The following is an 18,667-nucleotide window of genomic DNA, read 5'->3' on the forward strand; positions in this document are numbered from 1 at the left end:
GATTTGACGCCGGAGGGAACCGAGCGGGCCCTCTCTCATCCGCTCCCACCCGGCACCCCGGGTTCGTACGCGGCCTGCGTTCGCCACGCGGGTACGAGCCCACGAGCTTGAACCGAAGGCCTCGCCCTCCGTCCTTCCCCAGGACGAGCGGCGGGGCCTTCGGCGCGCGCAGGGCGCACCCCGTGCTACGCGTGCGCGCAGGGCGCACCCCGTGCTACGCCCGCCCCCTCGATCGTGCCGCCCGCGCGATGGTCACCACGGCCTTCTCCAGGGCGTACCCGGGATCGTCCCCGCCGCCCTTGACGCCCGCGTCGGCCTCGGCCACCGCCCGCAGCGCGACCGCCACCCCGTCCGGCGTCCAGCCCCGCATCTGCTGCCGCACCCGGTCGATCTTCCACGGCGGCATCCCCAGCTCCCGGGCGAGATCCGCGGGACGCCCACCACGAGCCGACGACAGCTTCCCGATCGCCCGCACGCCCTGCGCCAGAGCGCTCGTGATCATCACCGGCGCCACCCCCGTCGCCAGCGACCACCTGAGCGCCTCCAGCGCCTCCGCCGCCCGTCCCTCGACGGCCCGGTCCGCGACCGTGAAGCTCGACGCCTCGGCCCGCCCTGTGTAGTACCGCCCGACCACCGCCTCGTCGATCGTGCCCTCGACGTCCGCCACGAGCTGTGACACGGCGGACGCCAGCTCCCGCAGATCGCTGCCGATCGCGTCGACCAGCGCCTGGCACGCCTCCGGCGTCGCCGACCGGCCCCGGGTCCGGAACTCCCCGCGCACGAACGCCAGCCGGTCCGCCGGCTTCGTCATCTTGGGGCAGGCCACCTCCCGCGCCCCCGCCTTGCGCGCGGCGTCGAGCAGCCCCTTGCCCTTGGCGGCGCCCGCGTGCAGCAGCACGAGGGTGATCTCCTCGGCGGGCGAGGCGAAGTAGCCCTTCAGTTCCTTGATCGTGTCCGCCGACAGATCCTGCGCGTTGCGTACGACCACGACCTTGCGCTCGGCGAACAGCGACGGACTCGTCAGCTCGGCGAGCGTGCCGGGCTGCAACTGGTCCGAGGTCAGGTCCCGTACGTCCGTGTCGGCGTCGGCGGCCCGGGCAGCGGCCACCACCTCCTGCACGGCACGGTCGAGCAGGAGGTCCTCCTGGCCCACGGCAAGGGTGACGGGGGCGAGAGGGTCGTCATTCGCGGTCTTCTTGGCCATCACCGAAAGCATCCCATGTGCCACTGACAACGCGGCCCCGCCGCCGGCCGGTCACCAGTGCACCGCCGGCCGGTCATCCGCGCACCGTCGGCCGGTCACCAGTGCACCGCCGACCGGTCACCGGCGCACCGCCTGCCGGGCTACGGTTCCTCCCGCCAGCCGTCCCACTCCCCCGCGAACGCGTCCAGCTCCTCAGGGTCGAGGAGCTCCCCCTCGTCCCGGAGCACCACCAGCCACTGCGCGTCCTCGGCGTCGTCCTCACCTGACAGCGCGTCCCGTACGAGGCGCGGCTCCTCGTCGAGCCCGAACCGCTCCCCGAGCGCCTCCGCCGCATCCTCCGCGGCATCGCGGTCGGGCAGCACCAGCACATGTCTCACATCGCTCACGAGGCCATTTTCCGCTACCCCCGACCCACCGGACGCCGGGGGCCGCCACCCCCACAGGTCCAGCTCCTCGCGCGACGGCGCCCCGCCGCACGCGCCCTCAGCCCTTGCTCACGACCTGCCCCTCGGGTCGCCGACCGAGAACTCGGCCTGCTTCGGCGGCTCGTTGACCGGATCGAGCACCCGGCAGCTGCGCACTCCCCGCGTCGGGCGGCGTCGGTATGCCGCGAGAGGACCGGTCCGCTGCACCGGGTTCGTGCGGTCACCTCGCGCGGTCACCTCGCCAACAGCCGATCATCTGCGCCACCCCTGTGCGGCACGAGACCCCTGTTGCCGAAGAGGCATTCAGCCGTCCTGCCCCGCCCCTGCCACCGTCGGCACCCGGTCCAGCTCGATACCGAACCGATCCCGGTACGTCTCCAGCACCTCCTCGTCACCGACCAGGTCCGCCACCTCCTTCCGCCCGTCGGGGGACGTCACCGTGAGACGGCCACCGCTGAGCGTGATCCGCCCTCCGTCCTCCGTGACCCGTGAGCACACCAGCGAGCGCACGAAGTGGGACGCGGGTGACGTGCTGTTCCACCACGCCCCGACCACGAAGTCGCCGAGCACGCGCGGGCGCACCTCCAACCGGTACCGCGGCCTGCCGTCCCGCAGCACATCGAGGTCCCCGAACTCCGCCGAATCGCCTCCTCCCCGCACCCCCGCAGGATCCGCCCGGGCCTCGACCACCCGGAACACACCCGCCGGATCCACCTGCTCACCCCGCTCCCCCACCGCCAGCGGATAGTGGCTGTGTGCCCCGAAACCGACGTCGGCCAGCCAGTCGCCCCCGTCCACGGTCCGCACCCACAGCACCAGATGGTCGTAGGGCACCCCGAGGCGGCCGTCCTCCCCGTACACCCGCCCCGCGAGCAGCGTGACATCGAAGCCGAGGGCTCCCAGCAATGCCCCGAACGCTCCGTTGAGTTCGTAGCAGAAGCCGCCCCTGTGCGCCCCCACGATCTTGTCGAGGAGCCGCTTCTCCTCCAGCACGATCTCCTCGCCGAGATGGATCGACAGGTTCTCGAACGGCACGGTCTGCAGATGGCGGAGGTGCAGCTCACGCAGCACATCGACGGTGGGCCAGGCGGGATGGTCCACCCCGATCCTGCGGAGATAGGCGTCAACCTGTGCGGAATTCATGCCCTCAGTCTCTCGCCACACGCAACCCCTTGCCCGCCCCGGCGACCGCGATCGCCCCGTCCTCGTCCGTACGCAGCACAAGCGCACCCTCGCCCCGAAGCGCCGCGACCGTCCGGGGCGCCGGATGACCGTACGGGTTGTCCCTGCCGCACGAGATCAGCGCGAGCCGTGGCGCAACCCTCCGTATGAGCTCCGGATCCTGGTATGCCGAGCCATGGTGGGCGACCTTCAGGACGTCCACCGGTCCGAGCGCGGCGCCGGCCGACGACCTCAACAGCGCCTGCTGGGCCGGGGGTTCGAGATCGCCGAGCAGCAGCAGGGTGAGCCCGGCCGAGCGCGCGAGCAGGGCGACGCTCGCGTCGTTCGGCCCGTCCGGGGCGGGGACGGGGTCCGGCGGCGGCCACAGCACCTGCCAGTCGAGCGGCCCGGTACGGCGGCGCTCGCCGGCCACGGCACGCATGACCGGAATGTGCCGGGCGGCCGCCTGAGCGTGTACGAACAGGGCCTGGTCCGGTGGCTCCTCGAAGCCGGTCGTCTCGATCGCCCCCACCGAGCGTCCCCGCAGCACTCCCGGCAGCCCCGCCACATGGTCGGCGTGGAAGTGGGTCAGCACGAGGAGCGGAACGCGCGTGACGCCGAGCGCGGTCAGGCACCGGTCGACCAGCGTCGGATCCGGCCCCGCGTCCACGACCACCGCCGTGTCCTCTCCTGCCGCGAGCACGGTCGCGTCCCCCTGTCCCACGTCGCACATCGCGAATCTCCAGTCCGGCGGCGGCCACCCGGTGATCACCCGGGTCAGCGGAGGCGGCTGCACCACCACGAGCAGCAGCAGCACGGCACAGACGCCAGTCAGCCAGGGGTGTCTGACCAGCCGTCGGCCGGCGAGCACGAGGACCGCCGTCACGACTGCCAGCAGCAGTGCCCCCGTCCAACTGCCCGGCCAGTCCACTCCCGCGCCCGGCAGCGACGCCCCTGTGCGCGCGATGCCGGCGATCCACCCGGCCGGCCAACCGGCGCACCACGCAAGCCCCCTGGCGACGGGCATCGCCACCGGCGCGGCACCCAGCGCCGCGAAACCGAGTACGGTGGCCGGCGCCACGGCGAACTCCGCGAGCAGGTTGCACGGCACCGCGACCAGGCTCACCCGGGCCGAGAGCACGGCGACGACCGGAGCGCACAGTGCCTGGGCGGCGGCCGCGGCGGCCAGTGCCTCGGCCAGTCGCGGCGGCACACGGCGCCTTCGCAACGCCGCGCCCCAGCGTGGTGCGACGGTGAGCAGGGCACCGGTCGCCAGCACGGACAGCAGGAAGCCGTAGCCCCGGGCGAGCCAGGGGTCGTAGAGCACCAGCAGCAGGACTGCCGTGGCCAGCGCGGGGATCAGGGATCCGCGGCGCCCGGTCGCCAGGGCGACCAGCGCGACGGCTCCGCAGGCCGCGGCCCGCAGCACACTCGGATCCGGTCGGCACACGATCACGAATCCGAGCGTGAGCGCACCGCCGAGCAGCGCCGTCCCTCGCAACGAGATGCCGAGCCTGGGCGCGAGCCCCCGGCGCTCGACGCGCTGCGCGAGACCGGCCGGGCCGATGACCAGGGCCAGCAGGAGCGTGAAATTGCCCCCGCTGACGGCGAGGAGGTGCGCGAGGTCCGTCTTCTTGAAGGCGTCGTCCAGTTCGGATGTGACCCGCGAGGTGTCTCCGACGACCAGCCCTGGCAGCAGCGCCCGCGCGTCCGGATCGAGCCCGTCGGTCGCCTCGCGCAGCCCGGCGCGCAACCGCCCCGCCCACCGTTGCGCCCCGGACGGCTCCCCCACGATCTCGGGCTGCCCCGCGCCCCGTACCCGCAGCACGGCGGCGACCCGACCGCCCCCGGTCAATGGGGGCGCCAGCCGCGCGGTCACCCGCACCCGCGTGGAGGGCAACAGCGCCGGCCAGGGCGACCGCCCGGGTCCCGTCACGACGCCGGTCGAGGCCCTCGGCGCGGCGTGGGCCTCGGCGTCGACGATGACCAGGACCGGCGCGCGTGTCACCACGACCGTCCCGTCCGCCCTCGTCAGACGTCGCACCTCACCCTCGAGCAGCACCGCGGTGGGGGTCGCGTGATCGCCCTTGATCCTGGGACGGGTGAGCCGTGGGTCGGAGGTGACCTCGACCTCCGCGGTCACCGCGGCGTACTGGCGCGCGAGGGCCGGGACAGGCCCCCGTCGCAGGTCCGCGCCATGCAGTCCGGCGGAAGCCGCGGCCGCCGCGGCACAGAGCAGCGCGGCGGCCGCGGACACCGCCGACCACGGGCCCCGCCCGCCCTGGGGTCCGGCGGGCGCCCCGGCCCTCCGCACCGTCAACAGCCCACCGGCCACGACCAGGCAGACCCCCGTCACCACGGCGATCGACGCGGTCGAGGCATCCAGAGCCCACGCGGCCGCCGCCCAGGCCGCGAGCGCGGGCCCCACCAGCCGCAGGTCCACCGGCCCTTCCTGCCGTGGGTGCGGGTCTCCCAACCGGCTGCGGGCGGTGCCGGGAGCGGTCGGGCGCGCGGAGCGGACCTGCGCGTCCGGTGCACCGGGCACGGCATCGGCGGTATCCGGCGGCCGCCGGGTATCCGCCCGGACGGCCCGCGGTGGTGCCGTCGGGCGGCCGGCGTCCCGTTGCGTCGGGGGCCGGGCCCAGGGCAGTTCCCGCTGCCCGCCCTCGCCCTCTTCCATGCGCGGACTCATGGTCGTACGAGCTTGCGCAGGTCGGCGAAGCGGCGTTCGCCGATGCCGTTGACGTCGCGGAGTTCGTCGACCGAGCGGAATCCGCCGTGCTGGGAGCGGTAGTCGACGATGTGCTGGGCCAGGACGGGGCCCACCCCGGGAAGCGCGTCGAGTTGGTCCACGGTCGCCGTGTTCAGGGAGACCGGGGTGGCGGGGGCCGCGCCGGTCGAGGATCCGCCGGTGGCCGAGCCCGCCACGTCGGGGCCCGGCGCGGGTGCGGGGCCACCCACCACGATCTGCTCGCCGTCCACCAGGAGGCGGGCGCGGTTGAGGCCGTCGGTGTTCGTGCCGGGGCGCACGCCGCCCGCCGCCCGCAGGGCGTCCGCGACCCGGGACCCGGCCGGGAGCCGTTGCAGTCCAGGCGCGCGCACCTTGCCGCTGACGTCCACGACGACCGCGGCACCCGCACCCGCACCCGCACCGGTGGCGCCCGCCGGCCGCGGTCCGGCCGGAGCGTCCGTCTCCGTCGGCCGCTTGGCCTCCCGCCCGCCCGGCGCCCCGTACGACGCCGCCCGCACCACCTCGGGTGCCCGCACCTGCTGCGCCCGCCCGGCCCAGAAGTGCTGCGCCGCGAACACCACGGCCGCGACGAGCAGCACGCTCAGCGCGGCCACGCTCTTCCGTTCCAGCCCGCACCGCGACTGCAGCCACAGCGGAATCCGTTCGCGCACGGCCGGCCCGACCCGCTCCCGCCACGCGCCGCCCGTCACCCCGGGCACGGCGGTGTCGACGCCACCGGCCGCGTGACCCGGATCGTTCGCCACGGGAGCCGGGTCCGTTGCCGGGAACCAGCTCCGCCCAACCGGCCCGACACCGACCCGTGCGACGTCGGCCGCCCCGACGCCGACCCGCGCGGCACCCGCCCGCTCGGCATCGGCCGCCCCGACACCGACCCCCGCAGCACCCGCCCGCTCGACATCGGCCGCCCCAACGCCGACCCGCGCAGCACCCGCCCGCTCGACATCGGCCGCCCCAACGCCGACCCGCGCAGCACCGGCCGCCGGTGTTCGTGCCGGGGCGCCCTCGACATCGGCCGCCCCGACATCGGCCGCCCCGACGTAGACCCGCTCAACGTCGGCCGCCGGATGTCCGGTCCCGCTGCCCGTCGTGGGCCTTGGCCATGGCTGCCCCACGTCCGTCATAGGCCTCGCCCGTGGCTGCCCCACGTCCGTCGTGGGCCTCGCCCGTGCCTGCCCCACGTCCCGGTCCGGCCCCGGTGGGCCCTGCCCCAATTCCCCCCGCTGCTTCGTCCCTTCCGCGAAGAGCGCCTCCGCGCGCAGGCGCAGGGCGTCCGCGGTCGACGTCGGACGGTGGAGTCGGGTGTGGGACCGCGCCTGCCGCCGGCGGTGGCGTGTGCGACCGTCGGAGCCGGGGCTGCGACCGGGGCCGCTGGTGGGAGCCGTCGTGTGTGAACGTGATCGAAGTGCCATGCGCCGAGGATCAGGCACATCGCCGAGCCCGCGATGATCTTGGTCAATTCCCGGGGATTACTGCCCGGTTGTGGATAACTCCGTCACCCACACGAGTGCCGGTCATCACTTCACGGAGTGAGGGTCCTCAGCGCGGCGACACCACAGCCCCCAGCAACCCGGGGCCGGTATGCGCACCGATCACCGCCCCGACCTCGCTCACATGCAGATCGGCCAGCCCGGGCACCCGTGCGCGCAGGCGGTCCGCGAGCGCCGACGCCCGCTCGGGAGCGGCGAGATGGTGGACCGCGATGTCGACCTTCTCACTGCCCGCGCGCTCGGCCACGAGCTCCTCCAGGCGGGCGATCGCCTTGGACGCCGTACGCACCTTCTCCAGCAACTCGATCCGGCCGTCGTCCAGTTGCAGCAGTGGCTTCACCGCGAGCGCCGAGCCCAGCAGCGCCTGCGCGGCCCCGATCCGGCCGCCCCGGCGCAGATAGTCGAGGGTGTCGACATAGAAGTAGGCGGAGGTGTCCGCGGCCCGCTTCTCCGCCGCCGTGACCGCCTCGTCGACGGTGCCGCCCGCCTCCGCTGCCTCTGCGGCGGCCAGCGCGCAGAAGCCGAGGGCCATCGCGACCATCCCCGTGTCCACCACCCGCACCGGCACGGGCGCCTCGCGCCCGGCGAGCACCGCCGCGTCGTACGTGCCCGAGAACTCGGAGGAGAGGTGCAGCGAGACGATGCCGCTCACCCCCGTCTCGGCGACCTTGCGGTAGGTCTCGGCGAAGAGCTCGGGGCTGGGCCGTGACGTGGTCACAGGCCGTCGCTTCTGCAAGGCCTGGGCCAGGGAGCGGGCCGAGATCTCGGTGCCCTCCTCCAGCGCCTGGTCGCCCAGGACCACGGTCAGCGGCACCGCGGTGATGCCGTGGCGCTCCATCGTCCGCGGCGGCAGGTAGGCCGTTGAATCGGTGACGATCGCGACATGGCGGGACATGAGCTGGAGGTTACCTGCCGGAACCCACGGGTGGCAGCCCGGCCCCTCCGACCTGCCCCCACCTTGGCGAGATCATGGGGTGCTCTCGGGGCGGGTCTTCCTCTGCCAGGGGTACACCGGCCGCTGCCCGGGCGGGGTGATGGCGGGCCTGCTCGGCTCCTGGGGCGCACGGGGCTCCGGCGTCTCCCGCCAGGTCCGGCCTCCGGCGGCCGCTCCCTCGGGGGCCGGCGCGTCCGGCCAGGCGGCGGTGGGCGACGCCGACTGCTCCTTGGTCCAGTGGCGCAACGCGCCTGCCTCCACGTCGATCTGGGCGCTCAGCGCGTCCAGGTCGTCCTCCGCGAACCGGCGTGCCCTGTCGTGTGCCGCCCAGCGCAGCGAGTCCGCCGACCGTGTGATCCGCTCGGTGCGCCCGCGCAGTTCGGGCAGCCGGGAGACCAGCGCCTGCCGGTCCGGCTCGGCCTCCAGGCGCCTGAGTTCGGCGTCCAATTCGTATCCGTGCGCGCTGAGGCGCTGGAAGAGGCCCAGCGACTCCCTCAGCGACTCGTCCTCGGTGACGCCCGCGTGCAGCGCCTCCTGTGTGGCGCGCATCGAGGTGCGCAGCGTCAGACGGAGCTGGGCGAGCTCGCCCGCCGGTCCGGGCTGAGTGAGGGTCCTGGCGCGCAAGGTGGTGTCCTCGACGGTGCGGCGGGCCTGCGCGATCGTGCGGTCCACGCCGCGTTTGGCCGCGCCGACCGCCCTCACCGTCGCATACACCCCGAGCACGACGCACAGCACGAACAGGAGCGCGATGACGGTCAAGACGGCTTCCACGACGCTCCTCCTCCGGCCGGCCACGGCTGCTGCACCGCTCTCCCACGGTAAACGCAACGGACAGGTCCAGGGTTCCGAAAGAACCCCGAACCTGCCCGTAGGGGACTACCCCGACATCGACGTCACCGGCCCACAGCCCACACCGGCGGGCCGACCGCGACCGTCAGGCCGTGACGATGTTGACCAGCTTGGGCGCACGCACGATCACCTTGCGGATCCCGGCGCCGTCCAGCGCCGCGACCACCTTCTCGTCCGCCAGAGCCACCTTCTCCAGCTCCTCCTGCGAGATGGAGGGGGAGACCTCCAGACGCGCCTTGACCTTGCCCTTGATCTGGACCACGCAGGTCACGGTCTCGTCCACGACGTACGCCGGGTCGGCGACCGGGAAGTCCTGGTGGACGACCGAGTCGGTGTGGCCCAGCCGGTGCCACAGCTCCTCGGCGATGTGCGGGGCCAGCGGCGCGACCAGCAGCACCAGGGCCTCGGCGACCGAGCGCGGCAGCGCGCCGCCCGCCTTGGTCAGGTGGTTGTTCAGCTCGGTGATCTTGGCGATGGCGGTGTTGAAGCGCAGGCCCTCCAGGTCCTGGCGCACGCCGTCGATGGCCTTGTGCAGGGCGCGCAGGGTGTCCACGTCGGGCTCGGCGTCGACGACGGTGACCTCGCCGGTCGTCTCGTCGACGATGTTGCGCCACAGCCGCTGCAGCAGCCGGTACTGGCCCACCACCGCGCGCGTGTCCCACGGCCGCGAGACGTCCAGCGGACCCATCGCCATCTCGTACAGCCGCAGGGTGTCCGCTCCGTACTCGGCGCAGATCTCGTCCGGAGTGACCGCGTTCTTCAGGGACTTGCCCATCTTGCCCAGCAGTCGGGTGACCTTCTCGCCCTGGTAGTGGTACGCGCCGTCGCGCTCCTCCACCTCGGCGGCCGGCACCGCGATGCCACGGCTGTCACGGTAGACGTAGGCCTGGATCATGCCCTGGTTGAACAGCTTGTGGAACGGCTCCGCCGAGGAGACGTACCCCAGGTCGTACAGCACCTTGGACCAGAAGCGCGCGTACAGCAGATGCAGCACGGCGTGCTCGGCGCCGCCGACGTACAGGTCGACGCCGCCGTGCGGCCGGCCCTCGCGCGGGCCCATCCAGTACTGCTCGATCTCCGGGTCGACCAGCTGCCGGTCGTTGTGCGGGTCCAGGTAGCGCAGCTCGTACCAGCAGGAACCGGCCCAGTTGGGCATGGTGTTGGTCTCGCGGCGGTACTTCTTCGGCCCGTCGCCCAGGTCCAGGGTGACGTCGACCCACTCCTCGTTGCGCGACAGCGGGGTCTCGGGCTCGGTGTCGGCGTCGTCCGGGTCGAAGGTGCGCGGCGAGTAGTCCTCGACCTCCGGCAGCTCCAGCGGCAGCATCGACTCGGGCAGCGCGTGGGCGACGCCGTCCTCGTCGTAGACGATCGGGAAGGGCTCACCCCAGTAGCGCTGGCGGCTGAACAGCCAGTCGCGCAGACGGAAGTTGACGGTGCCCTCGCCGATGCCCTTGCGCTCCAGCCACTCGGTGATGCGCGCCTTGGCGTCGGTGACGCTCAGGCCGTCCAGCGAGACGGCCTCGCCGGAGGAGTTCACGATCTTCGCGTCGTACGAGGCGAAGGCGTCGTCCCACGTCGAGGGGTCGGTACCGCGATCGTCGCTCGGCTCGACGACGCAGCGCATCGGCAGCTCGAAGGCACGCGCGAACGCGAAGTCGCGACTGTCGTGGGCCGGGACGGCCATGATCGCGCCGGTGCCGTAGCCCATCAGCACGTAATCGGCGATGAAGACGGGGATCCTCTCGCCGCTGACCGGGTTGGTGGCGTACGCGCCCGTGAAGACGCCCGTCTTGTCCTTCGCCTCGGCCTGCCGCTCGACATCGGACTTCGAGGCGGCCTGGGCACGGTAGGCGGCGACGGCCTCGGCGGGCGTGGCGTGGCCGCCGGTCCACACCTCGTGCGTGCCCTCGGGCCATGCCTCGGGAGTGAACTTCTCGACCAGCGGGTGCTCGGGCGCCAGCACCATGTAGGTGGCGCCGAACAGGGTGTCCTGACGGGTGGTGAAGACCGTGATCGCTTCGCCGTCGATGGGGAAGTCGACACGGGCGCCCTCGGAGCGGCCGATCCAGTTGCGCTGCTGCAGCTTGATGGCCTCGGGCCAGTCCAGCTCCTCCAGGTCCTCCAGCAGCCGGTCGGCGTAGGCGGTGATGCGCATGTTCCACTGGCGCAGCTTGGCCTTGAAGACGGGGAAGTTGCCGCGCTCGGAGCGGCCGTCGGCGGTGACCTCCTCGTTGGCCAGGACGGTGCCCAGGCCGGGGCACCAGTTGACCGGCGCTTCGGAGGCGTACGCCAGGCGGTACTCGCCCAGGACGTCGGCGCGCTCGGCGGCGCTCAGCTGGTTCCACGCGCGCGTGGTGCCCGGGATCGCACGCTCACCGGACTCGAACTGGGCGATCAGCTCGGAGATCGGGCGTGCCTTGCGCGCCTCCTCGTCGTACCAGGAGTTGAAGATCTGCAGGAAGATCCACTGGGTCCACTTGTAGTAGTCCGGGTCGATCGTGGCGAACGACCGGCGCTTGTCGTGTCCCAGGCCCAGCCGGCGCAGCTGGGACTTCATGTTCTCGATGTTGGCCTCGGTGGACACGCGCGGGTGCGTGCCGGTCTGCACGGCGTACTGCTCGGCGGGCAGGCCGAAGGCGTCGAAGCCCAGGGTGTGCAGGACGTTGTGGCCGGTCATCCGCTGGAACCGGGCGAACACGTCCGTGGCGATGTAGCCCAGCGGATGACCGACGTGCAGGCCCGCCCCCGAGGGGTAGGGGAACATGTCCATGATGAACTTCTTGGGCCTGGCCACCCGCTCGGGGTCGCCGGCCAGGTCACCGCTCGGGTTCGGCGCCTCGTACGTGCCCTCGGTGTCCCAGAAGTCCTGCCAGCGTGCCTCGATCTCGGCCGCCATGGCGGCCGTGTAGCGGTGCGGCGCTGCCTCCGCCGACCCGGCGGCGGCAGCGGGGTTCGTCTCGCTCATGATCCTCAAAGCTCCATCGATCGTCTCTGCCGGCGGAAATGAAAAATCCCCTCGCACAGGAGGGGACGCCGCGCCGATTCCGACCATCCGATGCACCCGGTGGTCGGGACTGATCAGCGCGGCTCGCTAAGCAGAAGGCGTACGGCACGCATGGCGACAGGGTACCGCAGCGCCCGAGTGCGCCGCGACGGACCTTCCGGGGGCGCACTCCGGGCGGACCGAACTGAACCCAACACCGGGCGGAGCCGTACTCAGACTCCGACGGCCGGCTTGTGAAGGTCTCGAAAAGCTGAACAAGGTTCAAATGTTACTTCGCGTAACAGCAGCTACTCGGACATCGCAGCCACTCCGTTGCCCTTTGATAACAACGCAATAACTCAAACGCCGTACCGCTCGGTTTGGAGAGACCTAAAGTGCGGCAGCGGGACCGCCTTCCCGAAACTGTTCGGAGTTGCCCCCCATGAACCCTCGACGTAGTAACAGCTCGCTCCCCAAGCCGGGCCGATCGGCCTACGGCATGGCGACGGCTGTGATGCTGCTGCTGATACCCGTCATCGTGCTGGCCGGCGGGAACGCAGTCCGGGACTTCCTCAACTTCGGCGCCGGCGTGCTGTCGCTGGTCGCCCTGTCCTGCTCGGTGATCTGGGGCCTGGTCGCGACCGACCGGCTGTTCCTCAACACACGCCAGCGCATCGTCGCGCAGGCCGTGCACCGCACGACCGCCATCGCGTCGGTCGCCTTCCTGCTGCTGCATGTCACGGTCAAGCTCGCGCTCGACCACACCCAACTGGTCGCCGCGCTGATCCCCTTCAGCCTCGGCGTCACCGGCTCGGCGGGCCTCATCGGCCTCGGCTCCGCGGCCGGCCTGCTGATGATCTTCACGGCCGTCACCGGCGCCCTGCGCGGCGCCTTCGCCTCCCCGGCGCCCGTCGCCGCGCGCTGGCGCGCGATGCACATGCTGGCCTACCCGGCCTGGTGCTGCGCCCTGGTGCACGGGCTCTACGCGGGGCGCCAGGCCAAGCCGATCTTCGTCATCCTGTACAGCCTCTGCCTGATCGGTGTCATGGCCGCCCTGGCGCTGCGCAGCGCCCCCCGCCCCTTCAAGCGCAAGGTCGCCGACCGGATCGTCGCCGTCCTGGGCACCGAGAACCGGTTCGGACGCGAGGGGCTGGAGGAGAGCCGGGCCCGCAACGCCGAGGCCGCCGCCCTCCCGGGCTACGAGGCGCGCTCGGAGGGCCGTGGCAGGGCCGAGGAGGGCCTGATCCCGCCCCAGCCCTCCTCGTCCTTCTACGAGACCCCCGGGGCCCGCACCATGGCCCCGGAGCCCGGCAACGGCTTCGCGGCCGCCTACCGGGCCGTCTCGGCCACCCCGCGCGAGCAGACCCCGATGATGCCCGACGCGACCCAGCGCATGGATCTGCCGATGGACACGCAGCCCACGGAGGCGTTCCCGCGCGTCGACGGCTCAGGCAGCACCTCGGGCAGCTGGCCGATCCCGTCGCCGCCGCCCGTCGGCGAGGCGCCCCCGTCCTCGTACGACCCGCTCAACGACACCGGATACACCATCCCGGCCTATGGCAACCCGGGATACAACGGATACGGCGCGAGTGAGATGTACGACACGGGTGAGACGAACACGCCCTACGGGACGTACAACTCGAACAACACGTACAACAGCGGTCCCGCGACGGAAACGCTGCCCGGCGCGTACGACACGTACGACACGCCGGGGGCGGGCGAACCCTGGAACGCGCCTTCCGGAGGCTTTAAGTGAACGAGGCCCTGCCCGACGTCCCAGAAGTCCGCGTGGTCGGGCTTCCGCAGCTCACGTCGGGCTTCGACCTTGTCGAGAGACTCGACCTGCCCATGCACCTCAAGGTGCACGGCCCGCTGGAGCCGATGGGCGGCGAGCAGCTCGCACAGCTGGCCGAGCAGATCTCCCTGAAGGGGCGGGGTGGCGCCGGCTTCCCCTTCCACAAGAAGCTGCGGTCGGTCGCCGAGTCGGCGATCCGCCGCGGCATCCGGCCGGTGGTCGTCGTCAACGGCAGCGAGGACGAGCCCGCCTGCCGCAAGGACACGGTGCTGATCAACCGTGCCCCGCACCTCATTCTGGACGGCGCCCTGCTGGTCGCCGAGGCCCTGGGCGCCCGCACCCTCGTGGTCGGCGTGACCCGCGCCTCCACGGAGCGGTCGATGGAGCAGGCGCTCGCCGAGCGGGGGCTGAGCAACCGGCGCGGAGCGCCGATACGCGCGCGTGTGCAGCGCAACCCGGTCCGCATGGTCACCGGCGCCGCCGCGTCGCTGATCCGTTCCATCGACGGCGGTCCCGCGATTCCGCCGGGCCGCAAGATCAGCGCCTCGCAGAGCGGCGTCGGCGGCGCGCCGACGCTGCTGTCGAACGCCGAGACGTTCGCCCAGCTCGCGATCGCCGCGCGCATCGGCGCCGAGCGCTACCGCAACACCGGCCTGTACGACGAGCCCGGCACCGTCATGCTCACCGTCTCCGGCGCGGTCAACCGCCCCATGGTGATCGAGGTCCCGACGGGCGTGCCGCTGCGGTACGTGCTCCAGCTGGCCGGCGCCCCACCGGTCCCCCAGGGCGTGCTGACCGGCGGCTACCACGGCAAATGGATCGACGCGGCGACGGTCAACGAGGCGATCGTCTCGCGCAACTCCCTGGACGCCGTCGGCGGCTCCCTCGGCGCCGGCGCGATCCTGCCCATCAGCCAGGAGACCTGCCCGCTGGGCGAGTCCCTGCGGGTGGCCAAGTGGCTGGCGGAGGAGAGCGCCGGCCAGTGCGGCCCCTGCTACCTCGGCCTGCCCGCCGCGGCCCGCGGCATGGAGGACATCCTCAACGGCGGCGGTCCCGCCGCTCTGGAAGCCCTCAAGCAGGTCGCCAAGGCCGTGAAGAAGCGCGGTGCGTGTTCGCACCCGGACGGCTCGGCGATGTTCCTGGAATCGTGCATCAAGGCCTTCACGGACGACCTGGCCGCACACGTCCTCGGCAACGGCTGCGGCAGGCCCGTGGAGGGCGTGCTGCCGCTCTTCGAGGACGGCCGGGCCCCCACCGGCATCCCGGGCGGCGGCCAGGCCGAGCCCGAGGCGGGCGCCAGCCGCCAGAAGATCTTCGTCGACTGGACGCTGTGCCGCGGCCACGGCCTGTGCGCGGACATCCTCCCGGAGGTCTTCGAACTGGGCGCCGACGGCTTCCCCACGGTCGCCCAGGCGTCGGTGCCCCTGTACGCGGAGGCGAAGGCGCTGCGGGCCGTGCGCCGCTGCCCCGCGCTCGCGCTGCGGATCGAGGAGGACACCCGGTCCGGCCCGCCGTCCCGCAACAACCTGCCCGTGCTGTCGCAGGGCCGCGGACGCCGCGCTCTGGGCCGCTGAGCACACGGACGGCGGGTCGCCCGGAAGGGCGGCCCGCCGTCTGCTTCTTCGCTTCTTCGCGCAGATACGCCGAAAGCGGTCCATCCCATCGGATGAACCGCCTTCAAGTTCTGTGGAGCTAAGGAGAATTGAACTCCTGACCTCCTGCATGCCATGCAGGCGCTCTACCAACTGAGCTATAGCCCCTTGCGGTGTTCCGCCCGGTCCTCCCGGCGGCGACGCCAACATTACACGGTCCACCGGGTGGAACACCAAATCGTTTCCGTTCCGCACGGACACTTCCGTTCCGCACGGACACGGGGCTGACGTCGGGCTTCGCGCCCGTGTCCGGTCGGTCCCCGGGTCAGGCCGTGGCGAACGAGTAGAAGCGTTTGAGCGTGCAGTGCTCGTCGAGCAGACGGCCGTAGATCGGCTCGCCCTCCAGCTCCCGATACGTCTCGATCGGGTCGCCTTTTATGATCAGCGCCCGTGCGCACTCCTCGCACCAGTACTGGTAGTCGGGGTTGACCGGTTCCATGTCACGGACGATCGGCGTGCCACTGCCGCACCAGTCGCACTTCCGCCTGTGTGCACCCATCGATCAGCTCCAGCTGTGGCCGCAGGCCGTGCACACGTAGGAAATGCCACCGTTGTCGCCGAGGACCTGGGCGACGTGGGCCGAGCCGCAGGAAGGGCAGTCGAGGAAGGCGGCAGTTTTACGTGCCACCGCCACTGCGAGGAGATCATGGACCTCCCCGCGGATGCTCGCAGGCATCGCTACTCCCTCCCGTCGGGCCGCGCCCCCTTCCGGCCGTTTGATTCTGCCACGGCCGGACCAATACGGTCAGCGACGCCTTCGTACCAGTCCGGACACGGCACCCAGCGTGGCCGTCGCGGCCAGGGCGTACATGCACACGAGGAGCGCGTCCGAAGAGGTATACGCCCCGGGGGCCCCAAGTGACTCAAGCCGGTTCAGGAAGAGTGTGCCGAAGACCGCGACACCGATCAGCTGACCGAGCTGGGTGACCGTCGCGAGCAGTCCGCTGGCGTCCGCCGCGTCTTCTGGCCGCACGGTGGCCAGGGCCCCGGTCAGGGTGGGGCTGAAACCGAGTGCCAGGCCCACGCCGACGCCCGTGAGCGCCCCGTACAGCCACGGGCCGCCATGGCCCCCGCCGTGCAGCGTCCAGCCCACGCCGGCCACGGAGAGCGCGGCGAGCGCGAACCCGCCCGGGACCAGCACCGGTTGCCAGGAGGCCGGCCACGCCCGCCAGGTCAGACCGACCAGCCCGAAGACCACGGCGGTCGGCGCGAAGGTCAGACCGGCCCGCAGGGCGCTGTCACCGAGGCCACCCTGGATGTGCAGGGTGAGCGAGAACAGGAAGCCCGCGTTGACCGCCATCACCGCCAGCAGCCGGACGACCGCCAGAGCGATGCCGGGATGGCGCAGCACCCTCGGCGCGATCAGCGGCGCGCCGCCGCGCCGGGCGAGCCGGGACTCGTAACCGCAGAACACGGCGAAGACCACCGCGGCCGCGCTGAGGCACAGCCAGGACCACAGCGGCCAGCCCTCCTGCTGGCCGAGCACGAGCGGCACGGTCAGCAGGGAGACGGCGCAGCCGAGCAGCGCCAGGCCGGGCAGATCGAGTCGGCGCGAGCGCTCCGGGGCGTGTACCTCGTCGCGCGGCAGAACGCGGCTTCCGACGGCCAGGAGGACCAGGCCGACGGGGACGTTCACGAGGAACACCGGACGCCAGCCCGTGCCGAAGAGGTCGGCGCTGACCAGGACGCCGCCCAGCACCTGCCCGGCGGCGGCACCGGTGGCGAGGACGGCGGAGTAGGCGCCGAGCGCCCTCGCCCGTGCCTCGCCCGTGAAGTGACGCTGGATCAGGCTGAGTACCTGCGGGATCATCACGGCCGAACCGGCGCCCTGCACCAGCCGGAAGGCGATCAACTGCCCCGTGTCCGAGGCCAGTCCGCAGGCCAGCGATGCGGTCGTGAACAGCGCGAGTCCGGCGAGGTGGACCCTGCGGTGGCCGAGCAGGTCGCCGAGGCGCGCGCCGGTGATCAGCAGGACGGCGTACGTGATGGAGTATCCGGCGACCACCAGTTGCAGACCGGCTCCGGTCGCGTGGAGCCCGGAACCGATCGTGGGCACCGCGACGTTCACGATGAAGACGTCGAGCAGGGCCATGAACTGCGCCGTGAGCACCACGGCGAGCAGCCGCCCGGGGCGATTGTCAGTGGCGGGGGTTCTACTGGTCACAGGAGGAGTCGCGGGAGCCGGACCGGGGCCCGCAGCGGTTGTCGTCGTCATGGCTTCGAGCCTGGCGACGACCGGATACGGGTAACGAGAGCCCACCGATGCTGGTACTGACAGCACCTGGCAGCGGCCGGCTCCGGGACCGACGATGGACGACGGGGACGACGGGGGACTTGACGATGACGACGACACAGCGCCGCAGGCCGGAGCTGGCCGCCTTCCTGCGCAGCAGGCGGGCCCGGGTGACCCCCGCCGACGTGGGCATGCCGCCGGGGCTGCGGCGCCGGACACCGGGTCTGCGCCGAGAGGAGGTGGCGCAGCTGTCCGGCGTGGGCGTCACCTGGTACACCTGGCTCGAACAGGGGCGTCCCATCAACGCGTCGCCGCAGGTCCTGGACGCGGTGGCTCGCACCCTGCGCCTGGACCGACCGGAGCGCGAGCACCTGTACCACTTGGCGGAGGTGCCCTACGACCACGGCCCGGAGGGGCTGGCGCGGCGGGTCGGCCCGGAGATCCAGACCATCATCGACGCCCTCGACCCGTATCCGGCGGCCGTCTACAACTCGCGCTACGACGTCCTCGCCACCAACCCCGCCTACAGCGACCTGTATCAGCTGCCGGCGATACGGGACCTCGGCGTGCCCAACGTGCTGTGGACGCTGTTCGCGGTGTCCGAGGAGGCCTGCCCGGTGCGGCACCGGGACCGCGAGCTGCCGTTGATGGTGGCCACCCTGCGTTCCGCGTACGGCAGACACGCGGGCGAGCCGGCCTGGGAGGACTTCATACGCAGGCTGTCGGCGGCCAGCGAGTACTTCGCCGCGCTGTGGGCGAGCGGCGAGGTGGTCCCACCGGGATCGCGGGTGAAGGCGTTCCGCCATGAAGCGGTGGGCGAACTACGGATGACCTCGGTGTCGCTGTCGATCAACGGAATGCCGGAGTGCCGGATCGTGACGTACACGCCGGAGGACGCGGACACGCGGAAGAAGGTGGCTCTGCTCCGGGAGCGGAGGCAGCGGCTGTGGCCGCCGTCCGACATGGCGCCGGTCGATGTGATGTGAGACACACGGAAACGAAGAATCCCGCCCCTGCGGGACGGGATCTTCTGTCGATCTTTGACAACTCAAGAGTGTCGATCTGTGGAGCTAAGGAGAATTGAACTCCTGACCTCCTGCATGCCATGCAGGCGCTCTACCAACTGAGCTATAGCCCCTTGCGTTCTTCCCGCTCGGCGGGGCGAACAAGAAGAACTTTAGCCTGCGACCTG

General features: G+C 72.1%; 14 protein-coding genes and 2 tRNA genes. 3 read left to right on the plus strand and 13 right to left on the minus strand.

Annotated features, from left to right (window positions below; genetic code table 11):
- Positions 1 to 214: 214 nt before the first annotated feature.
- From holA to leuS, 8 genes are all read right to left on the minus strand, one after another.
- Positions 215 to 1,204, minus strand: a complete 990-nt coding sequence (gene holA, locus ASC56_RS05090; RefSeq protein ID WP_199835918.1) for a DNA polymerase III subunit delta — start codon at positions 1,202 to 1,204, stop codon at positions 215 to 217.
- Between the two features lie 140 nt (positions 1,205 to 1,344).
- Positions 1,345 to 1,590 carry a hypothetical protein gene (locus ASC56_RS05095; protein WP_055489970.1) on the minus strand — a complete coding sequence of 82 codons (246 nt, stop codon included), beginning with the start codon at positions 1,588 to 1,590 and terminating at the stop codon, positions 1,345 to 1,347.
- Between the two features lie 342 nt (positions 1,591 to 1,932).
- Entirely contained in the window at positions 1,933 to 2,772 is an 840-nt protein-coding gene (locus ASC56_RS05100) for an arylamine N-acetyltransferase (protein WP_055489971.1), read from the minus strand.
- Positions 2,773 to 2,776: 4 nt separating this feature from the next.
- A complete protein-coding gene (locus tag ASC56_RS05105) occupies positions 2,777 to 5,470 on the minus strand; it encodes a ComEC/Rec2 family competence protein (protein WP_079102295.1) in 2,694 nt (897 codons plus the stop codon).
- Between the two features lie 8 nt (positions 5,471 to 5,478).
- Positions 5,479 to 6,285, minus strand: coding sequence for a ComEA family DNA-binding protein (locus tag ASC56_RS05110; RefSeq protein ID WP_055489972.1), 807 nt, complete (start codon positions 6,283 to 6,285; stop codon positions 5,479 to 5,481).
- A gap of 793 nt (positions 6,286 to 7,078) precedes the next feature.
- Positions 7,079 to 7,924: a DegV family protein gene (locus ASC56_RS05115; protein WP_055489973.1), complete on the minus strand. Its 846-nt coding sequence runs from the start codon at positions 7,922 to 7,924 to the stop codon at positions 7,079 to 7,081.
- 72 nt (positions 7,925 to 7,996) lie between these two features.
- Positions 7,997 to 8,734 carry a hypothetical protein gene (locus tag ASC56_RS05120; protein WP_055489974.1) on the minus strand — a complete coding sequence of 246 codons (738 nt, stop codon included), beginning with the start codon at positions 8,732 to 8,734 and terminating at the stop codon, positions 7,997 to 7,999.
- 163 nt (positions 8,735 to 8,897) lie between these two features.
- Positions 8,898 to 11,777, minus strand: coding sequence for a leucine--tRNA ligase (gene leuS / locus ASC56_RS05125; protein WP_055489975.1), 2,880 nt, complete (start codon positions 11,775 to 11,777; stop codon positions 8,898 to 8,900).
- Between the two features lie 517 nt (positions 11,778 to 12,294).
- Between leuS and ASC56_RS05130 the strand changes: the two genes are divergently transcribed.
- A complete protein-coding gene (locus ASC56_RS05130) occupies positions 12,295 to 13,551 on the plus strand; it encodes a hypothetical protein (protein ID WP_055489976.1) in 1,257 nt (418 codons plus the stop codon).
- On the plus strand, positions 13,548 to 15,164 hold the full coding sequence (locus ASC56_RS05135; RefSeq protein WP_055489977.1) for an NADH-quinone oxidoreductase subunit NuoF family protein: 1,617 nt from the start codon (positions 13,548 to 13,550) through the stop codon (positions 15,162 to 15,164). The genes ASC56_RS05130 and ASC56_RS05135 overlap by 4 nt, the downstream gene beginning before the upstream one ends.
- Positions 15,165 to 15,277: 113 nt before the next feature.
- On the opposite strand, the gene ASC56_RS05140 is transcribed toward ASC56_RS05135, so the two are convergent.
- The 4 genes from ASC56_RS05140 to ASC56_RS05150 form a co-directional block, all read right to left on the minus strand.
- Positions 15,278 to 15,350 (minus strand) — tRNA-Ala (locus tag ASC56_RS05140).
- Positions 15,351 to 15,507: 157 nt separating this feature from the next.
- On the minus strand, positions 15,508 to 15,741 hold the full coding sequence (locus tag ASC56_RS05145; protein ID WP_016643127.1) for a hypothetical protein: 234 nt from the start codon (positions 15,739 to 15,741) through the stop codon (positions 15,508 to 15,510).
- Between the two features lie 3 nt (positions 15,742 to 15,744).
- On the minus strand, positions 15,745 to 15,918 hold the full coding sequence (locus ASC56_RS41075) for a hypothetical protein (RefSeq protein WP_199835920.1): 174 nt from the start codon (positions 15,916 to 15,918) through the stop codon (positions 15,745 to 15,747).
- A gap of 69 nt (positions 15,919 to 15,987) precedes the next feature.
- Positions 15,988 to 17,457, minus strand: coding sequence for an MFS transporter (locus ASC56_RS05150; protein ID WP_199835921.1), 1,470 nt, complete (start codon positions 17,455 to 17,457; stop codon positions 15,988 to 15,990).
- Between the two features lie 125 nt (positions 17,458 to 17,582).
- On the opposite strand from ASC56_RS05150, the gene ASC56_RS05155 reads away from it, so the two are divergent.
- Complete coding sequence (locus tag ASC56_RS05155; protein ID WP_079102297.1) at positions 17,583 to 18,461, plus strand: helix-turn-helix transcriptional regulator; 879 nt, start codon at positions 17,583 to 17,585, stop codon at positions 18,459 to 18,461.
- Positions 18,462 to 18,540: 79 nt separating this feature from the next.
- Here ASC56_RS05155 and ASC56_RS05160 read toward each other — a convergent pair.
- A tRNA-Ala gene (locus ASC56_RS05160) sits at positions 18,541 to 18,613 on the minus strand.
- Positions 18,614 to 18,667: the final 54 nt, after the last annotated feature.

The organism is Streptomyces sp. TP-A0356 (genome assembly GCF_001417775.1).
Classification (GTDB): Bacteria; Actinomycetota; Actinomycetes; order Streptomycetales; family Streptomycetaceae; genus Streptomyces.